This window comes from Phenylobacterium sp., assembly GCF_965284355.1.
Taxonomy (GTDB): Bacteria; Pseudomonadota; Alphaproteobacteria; order Caulobacterales; family Caulobacteraceae; genus Phenylobacterium.
Genome location: NZ_OZ260078.1, coordinates 1,535,368 through 1,551,468, shown reverse-complemented (window position 1 = coordinate 1,551,468; position 16,101 = coordinate 1,535,368). Strand labels below are relative to the sequence as shown.

Annotated in this window: 18 protein-coding genes, 1 tRNA gene and 1 pseudogene; 9 read left to right on the top strand and 11 right to left on the bottom strand. The window is 70.3% G+C overall.

The annotated features are described in order from the left end of the window. Window positions 1-19: 19 nt before the first annotated feature. Window positions 20-973, top strand: a pseudogene (locus tag ACQ66R_RS07530) (NAD(P)H-dependent flavin oxidoreductase); the annotation flags it as partial. Between the two features lie 7 nt (window positions 974-980). Here the strand turns inward: ACQ66R_RS07530 and ACQ66R_RS07525 are convergent. From ACQ66R_RS07525 to ACQ66R_RS07510, 4 genes are all read right to left on the bottom strand, one after another. Then, window positions 981-1,841, bottom strand: coding sequence for an alpha/beta hydrolase family protein (locus tag ACQ66R_RS07525; RefSeq protein WP_430420655.1), 861 nt, complete (start codon window positions 1,839-1,841; stop codon window positions 981-983). A gap of 74 nt (window positions 1,842-1,915) precedes the next feature. Then, window positions 1,916-3,151 carry a PQQ-dependent sugar dehydrogenase gene (locus ACQ66R_RS07520; protein ID WP_430426237.1) on the bottom strand — a complete coding sequence of 412 codons (1,236 nt, stop codon included), beginning with the start codon at window positions 3,149-3,151 and terminating at the stop codon, window positions 1,916-1,918. A 14-nt stretch (window positions 3,152-3,165) separates the two neighbouring features. Next, complete coding sequence (asnB, locus tag ACQ66R_RS07515; protein ID WP_430420653.1) at window positions 3,166-4,938, bottom strand: asparagine synthase (glutamine-hydrolyzing); 1,773 nt, start codon at window positions 4,936-4,938, stop codon at window positions 3,166-3,168. After that, a complete protein-coding gene (locus ACQ66R_RS07510; protein ID WP_430420652.1) occupies window positions 4,938-5,966 on the bottom strand; it encodes a glycosyltransferase in 1,029 nt (342 codons plus the stop codon). Before ACQ66R_RS07510 ends, asnB begins: the two co-directional genes overlap by 1 nt. 102 nt (window positions 5,967-6,068) lie before the next feature. On the opposite strand from ACQ66R_RS07510, the gene ACQ66R_RS07505 reads away from it, so the two are divergent. Next, window positions 6,069-6,145, top strand: a tRNA-Met gene (locus tag ACQ66R_RS07505). A gap of 39 nt (window positions 6,146-6,184) precedes the next feature. Here the strand turns inward: ACQ66R_RS07505 and ACQ66R_RS07500 are convergent. Beyond that, window positions 6,185-6,391, bottom strand: a complete 207-nt coding sequence (locus ACQ66R_RS07500) for a hypothetical protein (RefSeq protein ID WP_293363177.1) — start codon at window positions 6,389-6,391, stop codon at window positions 6,185-6,187. Window positions 6,392-6,527: 136 nt separating this feature from the next. Next, window positions 6,528-7,277 carry an outer membrane beta-barrel protein gene (locus ACQ66R_RS07495; protein ID WP_430420650.1) on the bottom strand — a complete coding sequence of 250 codons (750 nt, stop codon included), beginning with the start codon at window positions 7,275-7,277 and terminating at the stop codon, window positions 6,528-6,530. Between the two features lie 290 nt (window positions 7,278-7,567). On the opposite strand from ACQ66R_RS07495, the gene ACQ66R_RS07490 reads away from it, so the two are divergent. Next, window positions 7,568-7,753 (top strand): hypothetical protein, encoded by a 186-nt coding sequence (locus tag ACQ66R_RS07490; RefSeq protein ID WP_430420648.1) that lies wholly within the window; start codon window positions 7,568-7,570, stop codon window positions 7,751-7,753. A gap of 10 nt (window positions 7,754-7,763) precedes the next feature. Here ACQ66R_RS07490 and ACQ66R_RS07485 read toward each other — a convergent pair whose 3' ends face one another. Further along, on the bottom strand, window positions 7,764-8,384 hold the full coding sequence (locus ACQ66R_RS07485; protein WP_430420646.1) for a class I SAM-dependent methyltransferase: 621 nt from the start codon (window positions 8,382-8,384) through the stop codon (window positions 7,764-7,766). A gap of 218 nt (window positions 8,385-8,602) precedes the next feature. Continuing rightward, window positions 8,603-9,646 carry a DUF2125 domain-containing protein gene (locus ACQ66R_RS07480; RefSeq protein WP_430420644.1) on the bottom strand — a complete coding sequence of 348 codons (1,044 nt, stop codon included), beginning with the start codon at window positions 9,644-9,646 and terminating at the stop codon, window positions 8,603-8,605. A 48-nt stretch (window positions 9,647-9,694) separates the two neighbouring features. On the opposite strand from ACQ66R_RS07480, the gene ACQ66R_RS07475 reads away from it, so the two are divergent. After that, window positions 9,695-10,231, top strand: a complete 537-nt coding sequence (locus tag ACQ66R_RS07475; RefSeq protein ID WP_430420642.1) for a gamma-glutamylcyclotransferase — start codon at window positions 9,695-9,697, stop codon at window positions 10,229-10,231. Between the two features lie 28 nt (window positions 10,232-10,259). Here the strand turns inward: ACQ66R_RS07475 and ACQ66R_RS07470 are convergent, their stop codons facing one another. Continuing rightward, a complete protein-coding gene (locus ACQ66R_RS07470; RefSeq protein ID WP_430420640.1) occupies window positions 10,260-10,940 on the bottom strand; it encodes a type 1 glutamine amidotransferase domain-containing protein in 681 nt (226 codons plus the stop codon). An 86-nt stretch (window positions 10,941-11,026) separates the two neighbouring features. Between ACQ66R_RS07470 and ACQ66R_RS07465 the strand changes: the two genes are divergently transcribed. Continuing rightward, window positions 11,027-11,833 (top strand): N-acetyltransferase family protein, encoded by an 807-nt coding sequence (locus ACQ66R_RS07465; RefSeq protein ID WP_430420638.1) that lies wholly within the window; start codon window positions 11,027-11,029, stop codon window positions 11,831-11,833. A 31-nt stretch (window positions 11,834-11,864) separates the two neighbouring features. Here ACQ66R_RS07465 and ACQ66R_RS07460 read toward each other — a convergent pair whose 3' ends face one another. After that, on the bottom strand, window positions 11,865-12,542 hold the full coding sequence (locus tag ACQ66R_RS07460; protein ID WP_430420636.1) for a hypothetical protein: 678 nt from the start codon (window positions 12,540-12,542) through the stop codon (window positions 11,865-11,867). Beyond that, window positions 12,542-12,952 carry a hypothetical protein gene (locus tag ACQ66R_RS07455; protein ID WP_430420635.1) on the bottom strand — a complete coding sequence of 137 codons (411 nt, stop codon included), beginning with the start codon at window positions 12,950-12,952 and terminating at the stop codon, window positions 12,542-12,544. Before ACQ66R_RS07455 ends, ACQ66R_RS07460 begins: the two co-directional genes overlap by 1 nt. Window positions 12,953-13,016: 64 nt before the next feature. Here ACQ66R_RS07455 and ACQ66R_RS07450 point away from each other — a divergent pair, with 64 nt between their 5' ends. The 4 genes from ACQ66R_RS07450 (at window position 13,017) to ACQ66R_RS07435 (ending at window position 16,083) form a co-directional block, all read left to right on the top strand. Continuing rightward, window positions 13,017-13,607 (top strand): TetR/AcrR family transcriptional regulator, encoded by a 591-nt coding sequence (locus tag ACQ66R_RS07450; RefSeq protein ID WP_430420633.1) that lies wholly within the window; start codon window positions 13,017-13,019, stop codon window positions 13,605-13,607. A gap of 17 nt (window positions 13,608-13,624) precedes the next feature. After that, complete coding sequence (locus ACQ66R_RS07445) at window positions 13,625-14,257, top strand: PEPxxWA-CTERM sorting domain-containing protein (RefSeq protein ID WP_430420631.1); 633 nt, start codon at window positions 13,625-13,627, stop codon at window positions 14,255-14,257. A 242-nt stretch (window positions 14,258-14,499) separates the two neighbouring features. Next, window positions 14,500-15,213, top strand: coding sequence for a DUF4386 family protein (locus ACQ66R_RS07440; RefSeq protein ID WP_430420629.1), 714 nt, complete (start codon window positions 14,500-14,502; stop codon window positions 15,211-15,213). A 33-nt stretch (window positions 15,214-15,246) separates the two neighbouring features. Next, window positions 15,247-16,083 (top strand): hypothetical protein, encoded by an 837-nt coding sequence (locus tag ACQ66R_RS07435; RefSeq protein ID WP_430420627.1) that lies wholly within the window; start codon window positions 15,247-15,249, stop codon window positions 16,081-16,083. Window positions 16,084-16,101 lie beyond the last annotated feature (18 nt).

Genomic DNA, 16,101 nt, shown 5'->3' with positions numbered 1-16,101 from the left:
ACTTCGCGCCAGGGAGAACGCCATGAAGAACCGCCTCACCGATCTGCTGGGTGTGAAGTATCCGATCGTGCAGGCGCCGATGGGCTGGATCGCGCGCTCGCAGCTGGCCAGCGCCGTGTCGAACGCCGGCGGGCTGGGGATCATCGAGACCTCGTCCGGCCGCCTCGACGAGGTGCGCGAGGAGGTGGGGAAGATGAAGACCCTCACGGACAAGCCGTGGGGGATCAACGTGGCCCAGGCCTTCGTGCGCGACCCCGACATCGTGAGCTTCGTGGCGGACCAGGGCGTCAAGTTCGTCACCACCTCGGCGGGCGACCCCAACCGCTACTGCGACGCGCTGAAGAGCAAGGGCCTGACCGTGTTCCATGTGGTGCCGTCGCTGGCCGCCGCCCAGAAGGCGATCGACGCGGGCGTCGACGGGCTGGTGGTGGAAGGCGGCGAGGGCGGCGGGTTCAAGAACGGGCGCGACGTGGCGACCATGGTGCTGCTGCCGTTGGTCGCCTCAAAGTTCGGGGTGCCGATCATCGCGGCCGGCGGGATCACCGACGGCCGCTCGATGGCCGCGGCCTTCGCCCTGGGCGCCGAGGCGGTCCAGATGGGCACCCGGATGGTGTCGGCGGCCGAGAGTCCGGTGCACCAGAACTGGAAGGACATGATCGTGAACGCCAAGGAGACGGACACCGTCTTCCTGAACCGGCACGGTCCGGGACCGGCGCTGCGCGCGCTGCGCACCGAGAAGACCACCCGCTTCGAGCTGGAGCCGCCGCCCAACATCATGGCCGAGATGGCCAACGCGCTGGACCTCTACTTCGGCGGCGACATGGAGGCCGCCATCGCCCTGTCGGGCCAGGTGGCCGGGCGGATCGACAGCGTGAAGCCGGTGGCCGAGATCATCGCCGAGACGGTCGCCGAGTTCGAAGCCGTGATGGCCGACCTGGGCCGGCGGTATGGGCGCGTCCCCCAGCCGGCGTGACGCGCGGCTACTTCGGCAGGCCCGCCAGCCAGCTGACCACCTCGGTCTGCAGCCGTATGCGCGCGGTGTTCCAGCTGTGGTCGGTGTCGGCGTGCACGATCTTCACGCACCCGCCGCGGCCCTTGAGGTCCATGACCAGGCCCTCGGCGACAGGGGCCAGGCCGTCGTCCGACGTCAGCACCAGCACCGGCAGCTTCGCCAGCCCCGGCGCGGCGGCCTTGAAGCTGTAGGGACCCAGGCCCGCGATCTGCTCGGCCATGCCCTCGGCGGTGGTGTTCAGCGCCTCCATGTTCGACCGGGCCAGGTCCAGCCGCGTCGCCAGCGGAGCTGCGGCCGGGGCGCTCAGGTCGGCCGCCGAAATGAGGATCGCGCCGCTGAGCCCAGGATCCGACCCGGCGACCTGGCTGGTCACCCAGCCCCCCATGCTGTGGCCGCCCAGGACGATCCGCTTGGGGTCGATCCGCAGGCGCGCGGTGTTGGCGGGATCGCGCAGATAGGCCAGGACAGCCCTGGCGTCGTCGAGGTTGCCCTGGAAGCTGAATGCGCCCGGACTGCCCCACGAGCCGCGATAGTTGAAGGTGACCGCGTTCCAGCCGCTGCGCCGGATCGCCTGGGCCAGGTCCAGGTTCTTCTCGTTGCCCGGCAGGCCGTGGGCCAGCACGACGGTGGGGTGCGGGCCCGGGCCGGCGGCGAGATAGGCCAGGCCGTTGATCTCCACCCCGCCGCTCGGGATGTGCAGCACCTCCGAGGCCGCCGGCGCCTTCGCATCGGCCGGCGGGTCGGTGAAGATCGAGCGCGGAACCTGGGTCTGCGCCTGCGCCGTCCCGACCGTCAGCGCGGCCGCCGCCGCCAGCATCCAGATCCGCATCCCAGCTCCCCCAGCGACTCTTGTCGCGGCAGACAGGTTAGCAGGGGCCTCACCGATAGGGGGAGGGCTCAAACTCAGCGCTTCGGCGACACCCGCAGAACGCGGCCCCTGTCGCTGTCGGTGGTGACATAGAGGGCGCCGTCGGGGCCCACGACCACGTCGCGCAGGCGCTCGCCCACCTCGCTCAGCAGGCGTTCCTCGCCCACCACCCTGTCGCCGTCGAGGGTGAGGCGCGCGAGATACTTGGGCCCCAGGCCCGTGATGAAGACGCTGCCCTTCCAGGCGGGCGCGACGTCGCTGTCGTAGAAGGCCAGCGCGCCGGGCGCGATCACCGGGTCCCAGTAGTAGACGGGCTGCTCCATGCCGGCCTTCTGGGTGATCCCGCCGGTGATGGGGCCGCCCATGTACTCGATGCCGTAGGCGATGGTGGGCCAGCCGTAGTCCTTGCCCGCGCGCACGATGTTGAGTTCGTCGCCGCCCCGCGTGCCATGCTCGACGGTCCACAGTTCGCCCGTCTTCGGGTTGATCCCCGCGCCCAGCACGTTGCGGTGGCCGATGGAGAAGATTTCGGGCTTCACGCCGGCGCGACCGACGAAGGGGTTGTCCCTGGGGATCGAGCCGTCGGCGTTGATCCGGACCACCTTGCCCAGCGTCCCGTCCAGGCGCTGGGCCTGCATGCGGCCCTCGGTGATCGAGCGTTCGCCGCCGGTGATGAACAGGGTCCCGTCGCGGGCGAACACCAGCCGTCCGCCATAGTGCTTGGTCGAGGCCAGCGACGGCGTCTGGCGCCAGATCACCTGCACGCCCTCCAGGCGCGGAGGCCCCGCATTGAGGATCAGGCGACCGCGGGCCACCGCGGCGTGGTTGCGGCCCCCGTCCTTCTCGGAGAAGGCCAGATAGACCAGGCCGTTGTCGGCGAACTTCGGGTCGATCGCCAGGCCCAGCAGGCCGCCCTGGTCGCGCGCGTCGACGTCGGGGACGTCGGCGACCGGCTCCGACAGCGAGCCGTCCTTGAAGTGGCGCAGCCGGCCGCCGCGCTCGGTGATCAGCAGGCCGCCGTCGGGCAGGAACGCCAGGCCCCACGGGCGGGAGATCCCCGTGACGTAGTCGGTCACGTCGAAGGCGACGTTCGCCTTGCGCTCGGGCGCGCGGGTCTGCCCGGCGAAGGCCGGCTGCTGGTCCTTGCCGTTCGGCGGCCGCGTCTCGACCGCGCCCCCTGAGGCGGCGGCGCTGGTCTGGGCCTGTCCGGCCTGGCCTCCACAGGCGGCCAAAAGGGCGGCGGAGGCGGTCGCGATCAGGAACGGCTTCATGGTCATCCTCGAGGTCATCCCAGGAGAGCGGCGAGCGCGTCGTTCGGTTGCGCGCCTTCGAGATGGATCAACGCCCAGACCGCGAAGAACAGCAACGGCCAGCGGCTCTCACCCGCCCGCATCCTCTGCGCGGCGTCCGGGACCAGCCGGCGGACGGCCTCCACACTGCCCAAGTTGCGGGCAAGGTCGGCGGCCCGCGGCGCGATCCAAGACTCGACCGGCACGGTGAACCCCTGCTTCTTCGCCCAGGGCGCGGCCGCCGGACATGTCCGCTCCAGCCACTTGCGCAGCAGCCACTTGCCGTAGCCGCCCCGCACCTTGAAGCGGTCGGCCAGCGGCCAGGCGAAGGCGGCCACGGCGGGGTCCAGGAACGGCGTGCGGCCCTCCAGCCCGTGCGCCATCAGGCAGCGGTCCAGCTTCAGCAGCAGGTCGCCCGGCAGCCAGGTGACCATGTCGGCCCACTGGGCGGCCTGCAGGCGGGTGAGGTTCTGCGGAGGCCGCGCCGCCTCGCGCCAGGCGCTCAGCACCTGCGGGCTCGCACCCCGCGGCTCGGCGGGCCGTCCGCCCAGCCAGCCCGGGCGCAGCGCGCGGCGATAGCGGCCATACCCGCCGAACAGCTCGTCGCCGCCCTCGCCGGTCAGCACTACGGTAAGCGTGCCCTTGGCCGCCTCGGCCAGCTTGTACGTCGGCAGGGTCGCATAGTCGGCGGTGGGATCGTCCAGCGCCCAGGCGACCTGGGGCAGGATCCGCCAGAAGTCCTCCTCGCCGAAGGTGGTCTCGCGCCAGTCCAGGTCCAGCGCGCGGGCGACCCGCTCGGCCTGCGCTCGCTCGTCCTTGGCGCCCGGCGCATCGAAACCGCAGGTAAACGCCGTCACCGGCCGTTCGTTGAGCCGCGACATCAGCGTGGCGATCGCCGCGCTGTCGATCCCGCCCGACAGGAACAGGCCATACGGCACGTCCGACCGCTGATGGACGCGGACGCTGTCTTCGAGGACCTGGTCCAGACGGTCGAGCAGCCCAAGTTCCTCCCCCGCGCCAGCGGGGGAGGGGGACCACGACGTGGTGGAGGGGGCGCTGGACTGGGCGCCGTGCGTCCGCAGCGCCCCCTCCGTCAGCTTCGCCGACACCTCCCCCGCCTTGCGGGGGAGGAACGATTGCCGATGCCCACTCGCGATCCGCCCGTCCCGCACCTCGACCACTTCGCCCGGCGCCAGCCGGCGCAGGCCCTGGAAGATGCTGCGTTCGCCCAGCACGTAGTTGAGCTCCAGCAGTTCGCGCGCCGCCTCATCGTTCAGCACCTTCTGCATCATGCCGGCCGCGAAGAAGGCGCGGGGCTCGGAGGCGAAGGCCAGGCCGCCCCCATGCTCCATGATGTAGAGCGGCTTGATGCCGAAGGGGTCACGGGCCAGGAACGCCCGGCCGTCCGGGCCGATCAGGCAAAGGGCGTACATGCCCCGGAGGCGCCGGAACGCCGCCTCGCCCTCGCGGGCGTAGAGGTGCAACAGCGGCTCGAAATCCGAGCCGGTGGTCAGCACGTCGGACAGCCCGTGCTCGGCCGCCAGCTCCACGAAGTTGTAGATCTCGCCGTTGCCACAGACCGTGCCGCCCGCGGCGTGCAGCGGCTGCCAGCCGCCCTCCAGGTCGATGATCGACAGCCGCGCGTGCGCCAGCGCCGCGCCGGCCACAGATTCGGTTCGGATGCCGTTCGGACCCCGGTGGGTCAGCGCGCGGATCATCGGCTCGGCGGCCGACTCCTCGCCGCCCAGCACGCCGGCGATCCCGCACATCAGACCGCTCCGTAGTCGGCGAAGAGGCTCTTCCACTGGCCGACGACCGCGGCTTCCGAGAACTCGGCGTCCACCCGCCGGGTGCCGGCGGCGATCAGCCGGTCCCGCAGGTCGCGGTCCGCCAGCAGGCTTCGCACGCCCGCGGCCAGGGCGTCGGCGTCGTCGATGGGGACCAGCAGGCCGTCCTTGCCGTCCTGGATCAGCGCCTTCGGCCCCTGGCTCTCGGCGGCGACCACCGGCAGGCCGTGAGCCCAGGACTGGATCACGACGTTGCCCAGCGGCTCGTAGCGCGACGGGAACAGGCAGACGTCGGCGGTGCGATAGAGCGCCGAGGCGTCGGTGCGCCAGCCCAGGAAGCGGACCCGGTCGGCGACGCCCAGCGCCTCGGCCATGCCCTTCAGCTTGGCCTCCAGCGGGCCGACGCCCGCGATCCAGAGGAAGGCCTCAGGCAGCTGGGTCAGGGCGTGCAGGCTCATGTCGTGGGCCTTGGCCTCGTGCAGCCGACCCATGGCCAGCAGGAGGGGGACGTCGTCGGGGGTCGCCAGGCTGGCGCGCGGCACAGCGGGCCCCTGCGGCGGCGCGGCGGCGAAATTGGGGATGCAGGTGACCCGGCCCGCGGGCCAGCCCTGGCCCACGATCCACTCGGCGATGTCCTCGGTGTTGGCCACCAGGTGGTCGAAGCCCTTGTAGTACTTGAGGCTGTAGTAGCCCCCCAGCCGCCCGATCCGGGCCCAGGGCCCCCGGGGGGTGTGGCGCGCGGCGCGGTTCATCCAGGCCAGCGCCACCTGGGTGTGCTGAAGCGCGGCGAACCCGGCGGCGGCCGGGCGGGTCAGGATGTCGATGGGGCCGCCGAACCGCAGCACCTTCACCGGCACGCCGGCGGTCTTCAGCCGCTCTTCGCGGCCCGCGTTGGCCCGGATCACCGCCGCCTCGGGCACGCCCGCGCGCTTCAACGCCTTCACGAGGTCGACGAAGTAGGTCTCCGCGCCGCCTTCGCCGGCCGTTCCCAGGAGGTGCAGGACGCTCATCGCAGGTGCGACCCTAGCGCCTGATTTGCGTGCGCCCAAGCGCTTGAAGCGGAGCGGCTTCGCCCCTATAACCCGCGCCTCGCGCGATGGGCGCCCTGAGTTGGCTGGGTAGCTCAGCTGGTTAGAGCGGTGGATTCATAACCCACAGGTCGGCGGTTCGAGCCCGCCCCCCGCCACCAGGGCCCATCGCGCGATTATTCCCTTCCGAGCCGGACCTTTCAGGCCGCGTCGCCCTTCGCGACCGCTTCCTCGACGGAATTGATCGTCAGCAGCGCCTCATAGCCCTGCTCTTCGGCCTTGTGCGCGGCCTTGCTGGCGGCGGCGACGGCGGCATCGAGAGTGGAATAGGGGCCGAAGTGCTTGCCGTTCAGGCCGACCTTCCAGACGCCGTCCAGGAAATCGACGGTGTAGTTCACCTGCGGCATCACGCGCCCTTTTCACCAACGAGCGGCAACGTCGCTGATTCGAGCTTCACTTTGAATCCTGCGTTCGACGAAAAACGCCCCTGGGCGTGGGGTCCCGGGGGCGTTCGTCGCGGCAGGTTCGTGACCGTCCGTCCGCTTAGCGGAGGCCGGCTCCGAACAGCTTGCTGGCCGAGCCGAGCGAGGCGCCCGACTGGTCGCGATCCTTCAGCGTGCCGCCGAAGGTGTAGCGGAAGCCGATGCGGAAGGTGTCGGCGTTCGAGTTGATGTCGTCCGAGTCCGAGTGCTCATAGCCGGCCACGACGCTGAACGGCGTCTCGGCGAACTGGTACTCGGCCTCGATGCCGGCGTTCCAGGTGTCGATGTTCGGGCCGACGTCCACCGTGGCGTAGCCCAGCGAGCCGGTCAGGCGGAAGTTGTCGGTGACGAAGTGCCGCACCTCGCCGCGAACGGCCCAGATGTCGGCGTCGAACGCGTCGTCGACGTTGCCGTAGCCGGCCTGGCCATAGAGGCTGGTCTTGCCGTTGATATTGGCCTGGCCTTCGACGCCCACGCCCCAGACGGTGATGTCGTCGCTGGCTTCCACGCCGGCGAAGCCGCCGATCAGGCCGCCGCCGACCTTGGTGTTCAGGTGGCCCGTGGCGCCGAACGAGGTGTCGTCGCCGTCATAGTTGGTGATGGCGCCGTCGATCTGGGCGCCCAGCTTGCCGGCGTCGAAGCGCACCGCGCCTTCGACCTGATAGGTGTCGGCGTCGGCGTCCAGGCCGGCGACGTCCAGGTCGGTGCGGCCATAGTTGGCGCCGATGTGACCGACGGTTTGAGCTTGGGCGGCCACAGCCGACCCGAGGAACGCCACGGCGGCGGCCGCGACGAAGAGGTTCTTGTTCATTGGTAATCCCAGAAACTAACGAAGGGCGCGCACCTAGGGACGCTCGTCAGGGGGCTCAAGGCCAAGCTCTGCCACGAAGGGTTGTCGCCGCCGGTTGAGGCTTTTGCGCAACACTTATGCCGTCACACGGACGCATGTTGATACGTTCTACCCGAATGCGGTTCGCCGAACGCAAGGTTCTTCCCGGGCGTTCGCCTGACGGGCGAACCGCGAACGCGTCTGGCACGAGCCTTGGGTCGTCACGTTTCAGGTGCGCCAGAAGGGCACACCGTTCACCGCAGGAGAGCCCCATGGCGTCTTCAGTTGTTGTCGCCCGCACCAAGCCGGACGGAATCGAATACCTGGAAGAAGGCGCCCGCACCGTCTGGACTCAGATTTCGGAACGCGCGCAGCAGTTCCCGAACGTGCGTGAGGCCACCCGCGCGGCCATGCGCCTGCCCAGCCGCCTGCGCGCCTACGCGCTGCCGATCCAGTAGGGGCCGGGCCTCAAGGGGCCGCTTCGCCCCACTCGCTCCACCCCGCGAAGCGCGGGGCGCGGGGGATGTACATGCTGTCGCTGCTGCGGACGGTGAACCCCGCCGCCGCGATGGCCGCCGTCACCGGCCGCGTCAGATGACAGCCGCCGGCCATGCGTTTCCACACCGGCTCGATCCGCCGCTGCCACTTCACCACGTCCGCGTCGGGCGCCAGGCCGTGCTCGCAGTACAGGAACCGCCCGCCCGGCTTCAGCACGCGCCGCGCCTCGCTGAGCGCCGCAGCCGGCGTATGCACCGAGCACAGCGTGAAGGTGCAGACCACGCAGTCGAAGGTCCCGGCCTCGAAAGGGAGCGCCTCGGCGGTCCCGTCCTCCACCTTCACCGCCAGCCGTGGGTCGCGCGGCGCGGCCTCGGCAATGGCGCGCAGCTCGGCCGCGGGATCCACCCCGGTGACGCTCTCGACCTTGGAAGCGTCGTAGAGCCCCAGGTTCAGCCCCATCCCGATCCCCAGCTCCAGCACCCGGCCCTCGGCCAGGGGCACCACCTTGGCGCGCTGCTTCATGATCCCGGGTGCGGAACACGCGCACCGGAGCAGACGGGGCAGGACGAAGCGTTCGTAGAGCGTGGCCATGGGGCCACTATACCTCCCCCGCGCAGCGGCGGGAGGGGGACCATCGGCCGGAGAGCCGATGGTGGAGGGGGCAGGCCTCAGGCTCGCACGGAATCGATCGGGCGCACCGAACGCAGCGGAGCTCGAGGCCCGCCCTCTCCACCCGTCGCTCTAGGGCCGGCTCGCGCCGGCCTTGGCGACCGGTCCCCCTCCCGCCGCTTCGTGGGGGAGGTAAGTCGCTAGCGCGGCTCGTAGACCTTCGGCGCGGGGGCGATCGCCACGGGCCCCAGGGTGGTCTGGCCGGCTTCGAAGTTGAGGGTGGCGCGGGCCAGGTCGCCGGTCTCCCGTGCTTGCGCGACAGCGGCGGCGGCCTCGGCGCGGTCGGCCGGAATGGTCCCTGTCTGGCCCAGCGCGCTCAAGGCCCGCGGCGCCTGGCGCAGCGAGACGTCCAGCACCCCGTTCGCCCGGCCGTCCGTCCCCACGCCCAGCGAGCCCGAGTTCACGCCGATCAGCGCGTCGCCGGCGGTGAGGCCGCCCCGCTTGACGCTCATCCGCCCGCCCGCCTGCGACCACGCGCGCACCGCCGAGGGCCAGTCCGAGCCGCGCACGGCGCTGATCTTGGAGATCCGCCCGTCCCATTCCACCGAGATCGGCTTGTCGCCCGCGATCCGGCCCAACAGGCCCGACAGCTGCGCCTTGCCGTTCTTGACCGACAGCCACACGCCGGCCTCGTCGCCCACTTCGCTGGGCGCTTGGCGCAGGTGGAACTCGACCCGCTCGGCGGTCTGCAGGCTGAAGGGATTGGCCCCAGGCGCCGGCGTGAACGTCAGCTCGACGCCTTCGAACGACAGGTTGGGCGGGGTATTGGTCAGGTGGCTCAGGCTGGCCCGGATCAGCTTGCCCTTTACGGCGACCGGCCCGCCCACGGGCCGCGTGAACGTCAGCCCGTCCTGCGCCGCCAGCACCCAGGTGGTCGGCGCGTGCATGAAAGCCTGGCCTTCCAGCTTCGGCGCCTCCAGGGCCCAGCCCGACCGGTCGCGGATGCGCGCCTCGGTCAGGGTGACGTTCAGGCGGAACGGATAGCCGCCGACCGTCCGCGCCTTCCAGCCGACCTCATAGCCGGCCCGGCGCAGCATCTCGGCGCCGGCGTCCATGCGCGCCTGCGTCTCGCCTCGGGCCCAGACCCATGTGGCGCTCCAGCCCGCGACGAGCACGAGGAACAGGCCGAAGACGATGTACAGGCGAAGACGGCTGAGTTTGCGGGGCGCGGACGGATCGGGCACAGACATTCCGGAGTGAGAGCTTGCCAGTTTGGCTTGGGACGGGGCGGGATGGCGTCGGAACGTTGGGTGTTCGGCTACGGTTCGCTGATGTGGCGGCCTGGCTTCCCGTTCGTTGAGCGACGCGGGGCTACCTTACATGGGCGCCGCCGCGCGTTCTGCATCTATTCAGTGCATCATCGGGGCACTTACGAACGACCCGGCCTGGTCCTGGGCCTGGCCCCCGGCGGCGCGTGCCGGGGCGCGGCCTACCGCGTGGACGAGGCCGACTGGGCCCAGACCTACGCCTATCTGCTCGAGCGGGAGCAGCCCACCGAGACCTACATCGAGGCCCGCCGCTTCATCCGCCTGGACGATGGCCGCCGGGTGGAAAGCCTCTGCTTCCTTTCCGACGTCCTGCACGCCCAGTGGGCCGGCGCGCTCAGCCTCGAGCGCCAGGCCGAACTGATCGCCGGCGCCACGGGCCTGTCCGGCAAGAACGTCGACTACCTCCGTGACCTCGTCGACCACCTGCGCGAAATGCGCGTCCGCGACGCCGGCATGGAGCGCCTGCTGACCATGGTGGAGCACCGCGAGGCGGCGGCCTGAAGCAGGGGCGCGCTCAGGCCAGCTCTCCCTAAGCCTTCAGCAGCTTCAGCAATTCCCGCGCGGCCGGCTCGGAGGAAGCCGGGTTCTGGCCTGTGACCAGGTTTCCGTCCGTCACCACATGGGGCTGCTGGTCCGCGCCCTTTTCATAGAGGGCGCCGCTGGCCTTCAGCATGTCTTCCAGCAGGAAGGGCACGACCTGGGTCAGTCCGACGCCGTCCTCCTCGCTGTTGGTGAAGCCGGTCACGCGGCGACCGGAGACGAGCGGCTCGCCATTGGCCGCCAGCGTCCGCCGGAACACGGCCGGGGCGTGGCAGACAGCGCCGATCGGGCGGTCTTGGGCGGCGAAGGCCTCGACCAGGCGGCGCGCCTCGGCGCTTTCCGCGAGATCCCACATCGGTCCGTGGCCGCCGGGAAAGAACACGGCGTCGTAGTCTTCCGCCCGGATGTCCGCCAATGGCGTGGTCGACGCAAGCTTCCGCTGTGCGTCGGCGTCCGCCTTGAACCGCTCTGTCGCCGGGGTCTGGGCGTCCTTGGCGTCGCTCTTTGGATCGAGCGGGGGCTGGCCGCCCTTGGGCGATGCCAGGGTGATCTCGGCGCCGGCGTCCAGCAGCACATAGTAGGGCGCCGCGAACTCCTCCAGCCAGAAGCCGGTCTTCTCGCCGGTGTCGCCCAGGCGGTCGTGGGACGTCAGCACCATCAGAACATTCATGGCAGGCTCCTGGTCAGAGTTTCACCCGGGCTCTGCATCGTGCTGCGCCACGGGACACGACCGCGACGCGCCGCAGCGCGTCCAGCGTGTGCATCGCAGCAAAAACAGCGTTGCGGGAGAAAGGTTGCCCAGCGCGCGGCGGTGCCGCGGCGCGCAACCCGGCGGCGCTCTGCACGTTCGAGACCCCGCAACACGCGAGAGGCTCCAAACCGCGCCATGCGGAAATTCCAATCCAGCTCCACGAGCGGCGCCTGATGCTGGCATCGCCGACCAACACAGGCCTTCCCGCGCTGCGGCGGCCGGCCCATTTGCCGCGGAGCGCCGACACACGCCCGACGTCGGACAAGGAGATCGTCGTGGGCCGCGGCCGCAGACTGCGCCTTCGTCCCATTCGAACGGATGACGCCGGGGCCCTGGTCCAGATGGGGCTGCGATCGACGCCGGACGATCTGCGCCTGAGGTTCTTTTCCCCCGTCCGCCCGGCGGTGGGGCATCTGACGTCGATGCTCACCGAGTTCGACCGCGAGCACCACATCGCGGTGGCCGCCTACGACCCGGCGGCGGCAGAGGGCGGAGATGGCATCCTCGGCGTGGTCCGCCTGATCCTGTCCCGCGAGGCGCCAGAAGGCGAGTTCGCCATCATGGTCCGCTCAGACCAGGCGGGCCACGGCCTGGGTCATGCCCTGATGGAGGAAATGCTGGGCTGGGCCCGAGAGCGCGACCTCACGCGGGTCCGGGCCGAAATCCTGTTCGAGAACAAGCGCATGCTGCGCCTCGCGAAGGCGTTCGGCGGTGTTGTCCAGCCGCAGACCCAGGACTTCCGCACCATCCAGGTGACGATTGAGCTGGATGGCGAACCGCATCGCCCAACCCCGAGGGCGCGAAAGGCCTGACAGGTCCGAAGGGCGCTCCGCCAGGGGCGCGTCAGGCGGACCCCTTCTTCCGGCCCGGCCATTCGTTGCGGATCAACCAGTAGGCCATGAAGCCGAGCGTTGCGACGGACGGCAGGAACAGCACGGGCGACCCGGCCATGAACCAGAAGACGTCATCCTGCTGGCCGAGGAACAGGGAGGTCGCCGCCAGGAAGTAGGCCACGCACATTCGCCACAGGTGCCGCGCGATGCGGCGGCGGTACGTCAGCGCAGGCTGCAGGAACGTCAGGAGGTCGGTCAGAGCCCCCAGCGCCGCGAGCGCCCCGAAGGCGATGAATACGGGCGCCGGGAAGCCGTCCAACTCGCCGCCCGGCGTCGCCGCAGCGGTCGCCGCGCCCTGCACATAGGCGCCGAGGCACAGCAGCGCGACGCCCAACCCGGCCCAGTCGGCGAGTTGCGCGCCACCCTGCCGCCGGCGCGCGGTGCGCCAGGAACTGTACACCAGGTAGCCGGTCAGCACGCCCGACAGCAGCGACAGCCTGTCAGGTTCCGCCGCCGCCAGCACCGCCGCCGAGACCGCCATCAGCATCATGGCGCCGAAGAACCAGGCTCCGGCCCTGGCGTGCAGCGGCCCGCCCTTGCGGCCGATCATGGCGACGAGCCCGGCCACCAGTCCGATCGATCCGCCCGCGATGTGGAGCACCAGAAGCCCCGTGAGAACCGCCGACATCACGCCGCCCGTCCCGGTTCGCCCTTGCGGGTCCGCCAGCCGATGAACGCCAGGCCGGCCATGGCCAGGGCCATCACCGCAACGGCCGCGTTCACCCCCGCCACCGTCAGTTCCGAGCCGTCACTGTGCTTCATGCCGCCGCCGTAGGCAGGCGCCAGGATCAAGGCGAGCAGGAAGCCGCCGACCACGATCGCCGCGATTGCGGTGGCCAGCCGGATCTCCCGCCGCGCCCACGCGAGCCACAGGCAAAGAACCGCGATCCCGCTGTTGGTGACCAGCTGCCACACCTCGTGCAGACGCGCGTGCGCCGGCCAGTCCGGGTTGAACACATGAGTGGGGCCGATCTCGAGGATCGGCGTGAGCAACCCGAAGGGAATGAGACAGGCGGTCAGGCCCAGGGCGTATCGCACGGTGAAAACTCCATATTGACACCGTCAATTGTCATGGTGATATTGACAGTGTCAATATGGCTGAATGAAGCGAGGACAACACCACGGCAGCCTTCGGGAAGCCCTCATCGACGCAGCGTTCCACCTCCTGGATGCAGGAGGCGTGGAAGCGGTCACGATCCGGGCCGTTGCGCGCCATGCGGGGGTCTCCCACGCGGCTCCGATCAACCACTTCCCGGACCTGCGGGCGCTGATCACGGCGGTGGCCGCGCGCTGCTTCGAGAATCTTCTCGGCGCCGCCCGCGCGGCCCGAGACGCCCGGAGCGACGCCTACGGCCGGCTGGAGGGCTTCGTCGACGGCTATATCGGCTACGCGCTCGCGCACCCGGACCGCTACCGGATGATGTGGCGCATGGACATTTTGGACGCCGGGGATCCGGTCCTGGATGGGCTGGTGAACGGGCTTTATGGAGACGTTGAGGAGATGGTCGCCGCCCTGCCGCAGCCGACGCGCCGGATCGACCCGACCACGGTCGTCATTGCGCTGAGCTCCCTGGTGCACGGCTACGCGTCCATGCGGATCGACCGCAACTTCATCCCCGCGTCCGACGCCGTCACCGGCCAGCCCCGCCAGCACGTCATGCTGAAGGTGGCTCTGGGCCTGCCTACCGATTGACCAGGAGACCACCCGAGATGAATCCCAAGGCCATGATTGTGGCGCTGTGCGCCCTCGGTGCGCTGCCGGGCGCCGCCGACGCCGCCACCGCCTTCGACCTCGAGGGTGAGGCCGGCTACTACGACGCCTCGCGGATCATCACCGATGGCGACCTTGTTCTGACCATCACCCCGGAGGGCGCCGACTATCTCTATTTTGGCGGCTTCGGCGTCGGCCGGCTGGGCGCCTCGGCTGTGACCGCCAGCGTCTACAATCCACTGCAGCCCGACGGCTTCGCGCCCGTCCGTTTCACCTTCGACCGCGCCATCTCCTCCATCACCTTCAACTTCGGTGACGCCGGGGGCGACGACGACGGCGCCGTCACCATCGCCGCCTACAGCGCGGGCGGCGATCTGCTGGGCTCCGTCACCGAGACCTACGGCGCCGGCGCCGATCAGGGCGGCTCCCTGACCCTCGCCTTCGCCGGAGCCCGCTACTTCGTCGCCTCCACCGACGCCGCCTCGAACCCGCACAGCCTTGGTTGGGACATTGGCGCCGTACAGGCGGCTGGCGCGGTTCCCGAGCCCTCGGCCTGGGCGCTCATGGTGCTGGGCTTCGGCGTGATCGGCGCACTGGGGCGCAGTCGCATCCGGACCGCGCCCCTCGCCTGATCGCCACCCCCGCGCCGACACCCTCCCATCGCAGCAGACGGATCGCGCAGTCCAGCGCGCGACCGCGGCTGCGTGTCCCCTGGAGACGCACCATGACTGACAGGCCGGCCAGCACCGGTCTGAGGCGGAGAGGGCTCGGCCCGAGCGGATCGCTCCCCGACGCCGTCGCCTCAGGCAACGCCCTGGCGCAATGCGTCACCGGGCGCCGCCAACCGATCACCGACCCACAATAGGCTCCATCCATGTCCGCACACCACGTCTCCAGCCGCCTCTTCGGCGCCGGCATTCTCGCCGGCTTCGCGCTCGATATCGCTTCGAACTTCTGGCTCCAGTCGACCATCCGCACCGGCTCCGGCGTGCTCGGCCTGATCGAAGGCGCCGCAGCTCAGCCGGAGAAGATCGCCGCGATCGTCGGCATGGGCCTCGCGTCCAGTATGATCGCCTTGCTGATGGCCGCCTGGCTCTGCGGGATGACGGTCGCCCGCCCGATCTTCTGGCTGGCTCTCGCCTTCCTGGGGACCAAGGTGGCGACCCTGGGGATGGGTGGCCTTGAGCTGGCAAGCTTCCAGATGATGCGGTCTGTCGGCGAGGCCGTCGCGCAGGCGCCGGGCGGCGCCGTCGTCCAGGCGGCCGAACCGCTGCAGCTCATGGTCCGGGCCCTGCGCAACGGAATCCACTTTCCGCACATGTTTGTCGGCGGCGTCAGCGCACTCCTGCTGTACGTCATCCTGGCTGCGGCAGGCTTCATTCCGCGACTGTTCGGCGCGATCGGCGTGCTTGCCTGCTGTTCGCAGATGATCGGCGTGTTCACCGGGATCCTCGGCGCCGAGGTCAATATGGCCTTCCTGCTCCCCCTGTTCGTCGTTCACCTCTCCCTCGCCGTCTGGCTCATCGTTCGGGGGTTCCCCGAAGGCGATGCAGGCGGCGCGGCGCGTGAGATGGCGTCGAATCCTTGACAGTCGAGGATCAATGTTCTACATTTGTTCTATATGAACGCACCCCCGGTCCTCACGCCTGAGCGTATCGACGCCATGCTGTCGATCATGGCCGAGGTGTGCCTGGGGTCGGTGGTCGAGGCGGGCCAGCGCCAGAAGGCGGTGCCTGACGACGAGTCCTTCGAGCGCTCGGGCCGGGCCCTCAATCAGGCCTGCCGCAACCTGCGCCAGACCATCGCCCTGAAACAGCGCTTCGACCGCGAGGAGGTCGCCAAGACCCGTGAGGCGCACGCCGCCGCCGAGGCCGACCGCAAGGCGGCCGAGCGCGATCGTCACGCCAGGATCGAGTTCAAGCGCAAGCGCGTTCGCCGCCACCTCGAGAACCTCGTCTGGGACGAATACGACGCCGACGACGCCGACGCCTTCTGTCACGAGGTCGATCAGCGCCTGTCCGACCTCGTCTACGAGGACGACTTCCTCGATACGCCCCTCGAAGCCCTCATCGCCCGCCTCGCCGACGACATCGGCCTGAACGATGAGCCGGAGACGGCTGAAGCGGCTCCAGAGCCCGAAGTCTCTCACACTGAGCCCGCCCCGGAAGAGCCCTCTCCCCCCTCCCAGCCGCTCGCGGCTGGGCCCCCCTCGCTTCGCGATCCACCCCCAGCGGGGGTGGATGGGGAGAGGGTTGGGAGTGGGGGTGTCAGCTCCGAGCCTGAAGGTTCGCACCCCCACCCCCGACCCCTCCCCGCAAGGGGGAGGGGAGAGCCCGTTACTGAGCCGGCCGTCGCACAGGCTGCCTCGCCCAGGCCGCCCGACCCGCCGCAGCCCTACATCCCACCCTGGGAACGGCTCCGACCCGGTCAGCGCATGCCCGGCGGCTCCGGCTGGTAGGCGCCAGCCGGCGCCTCC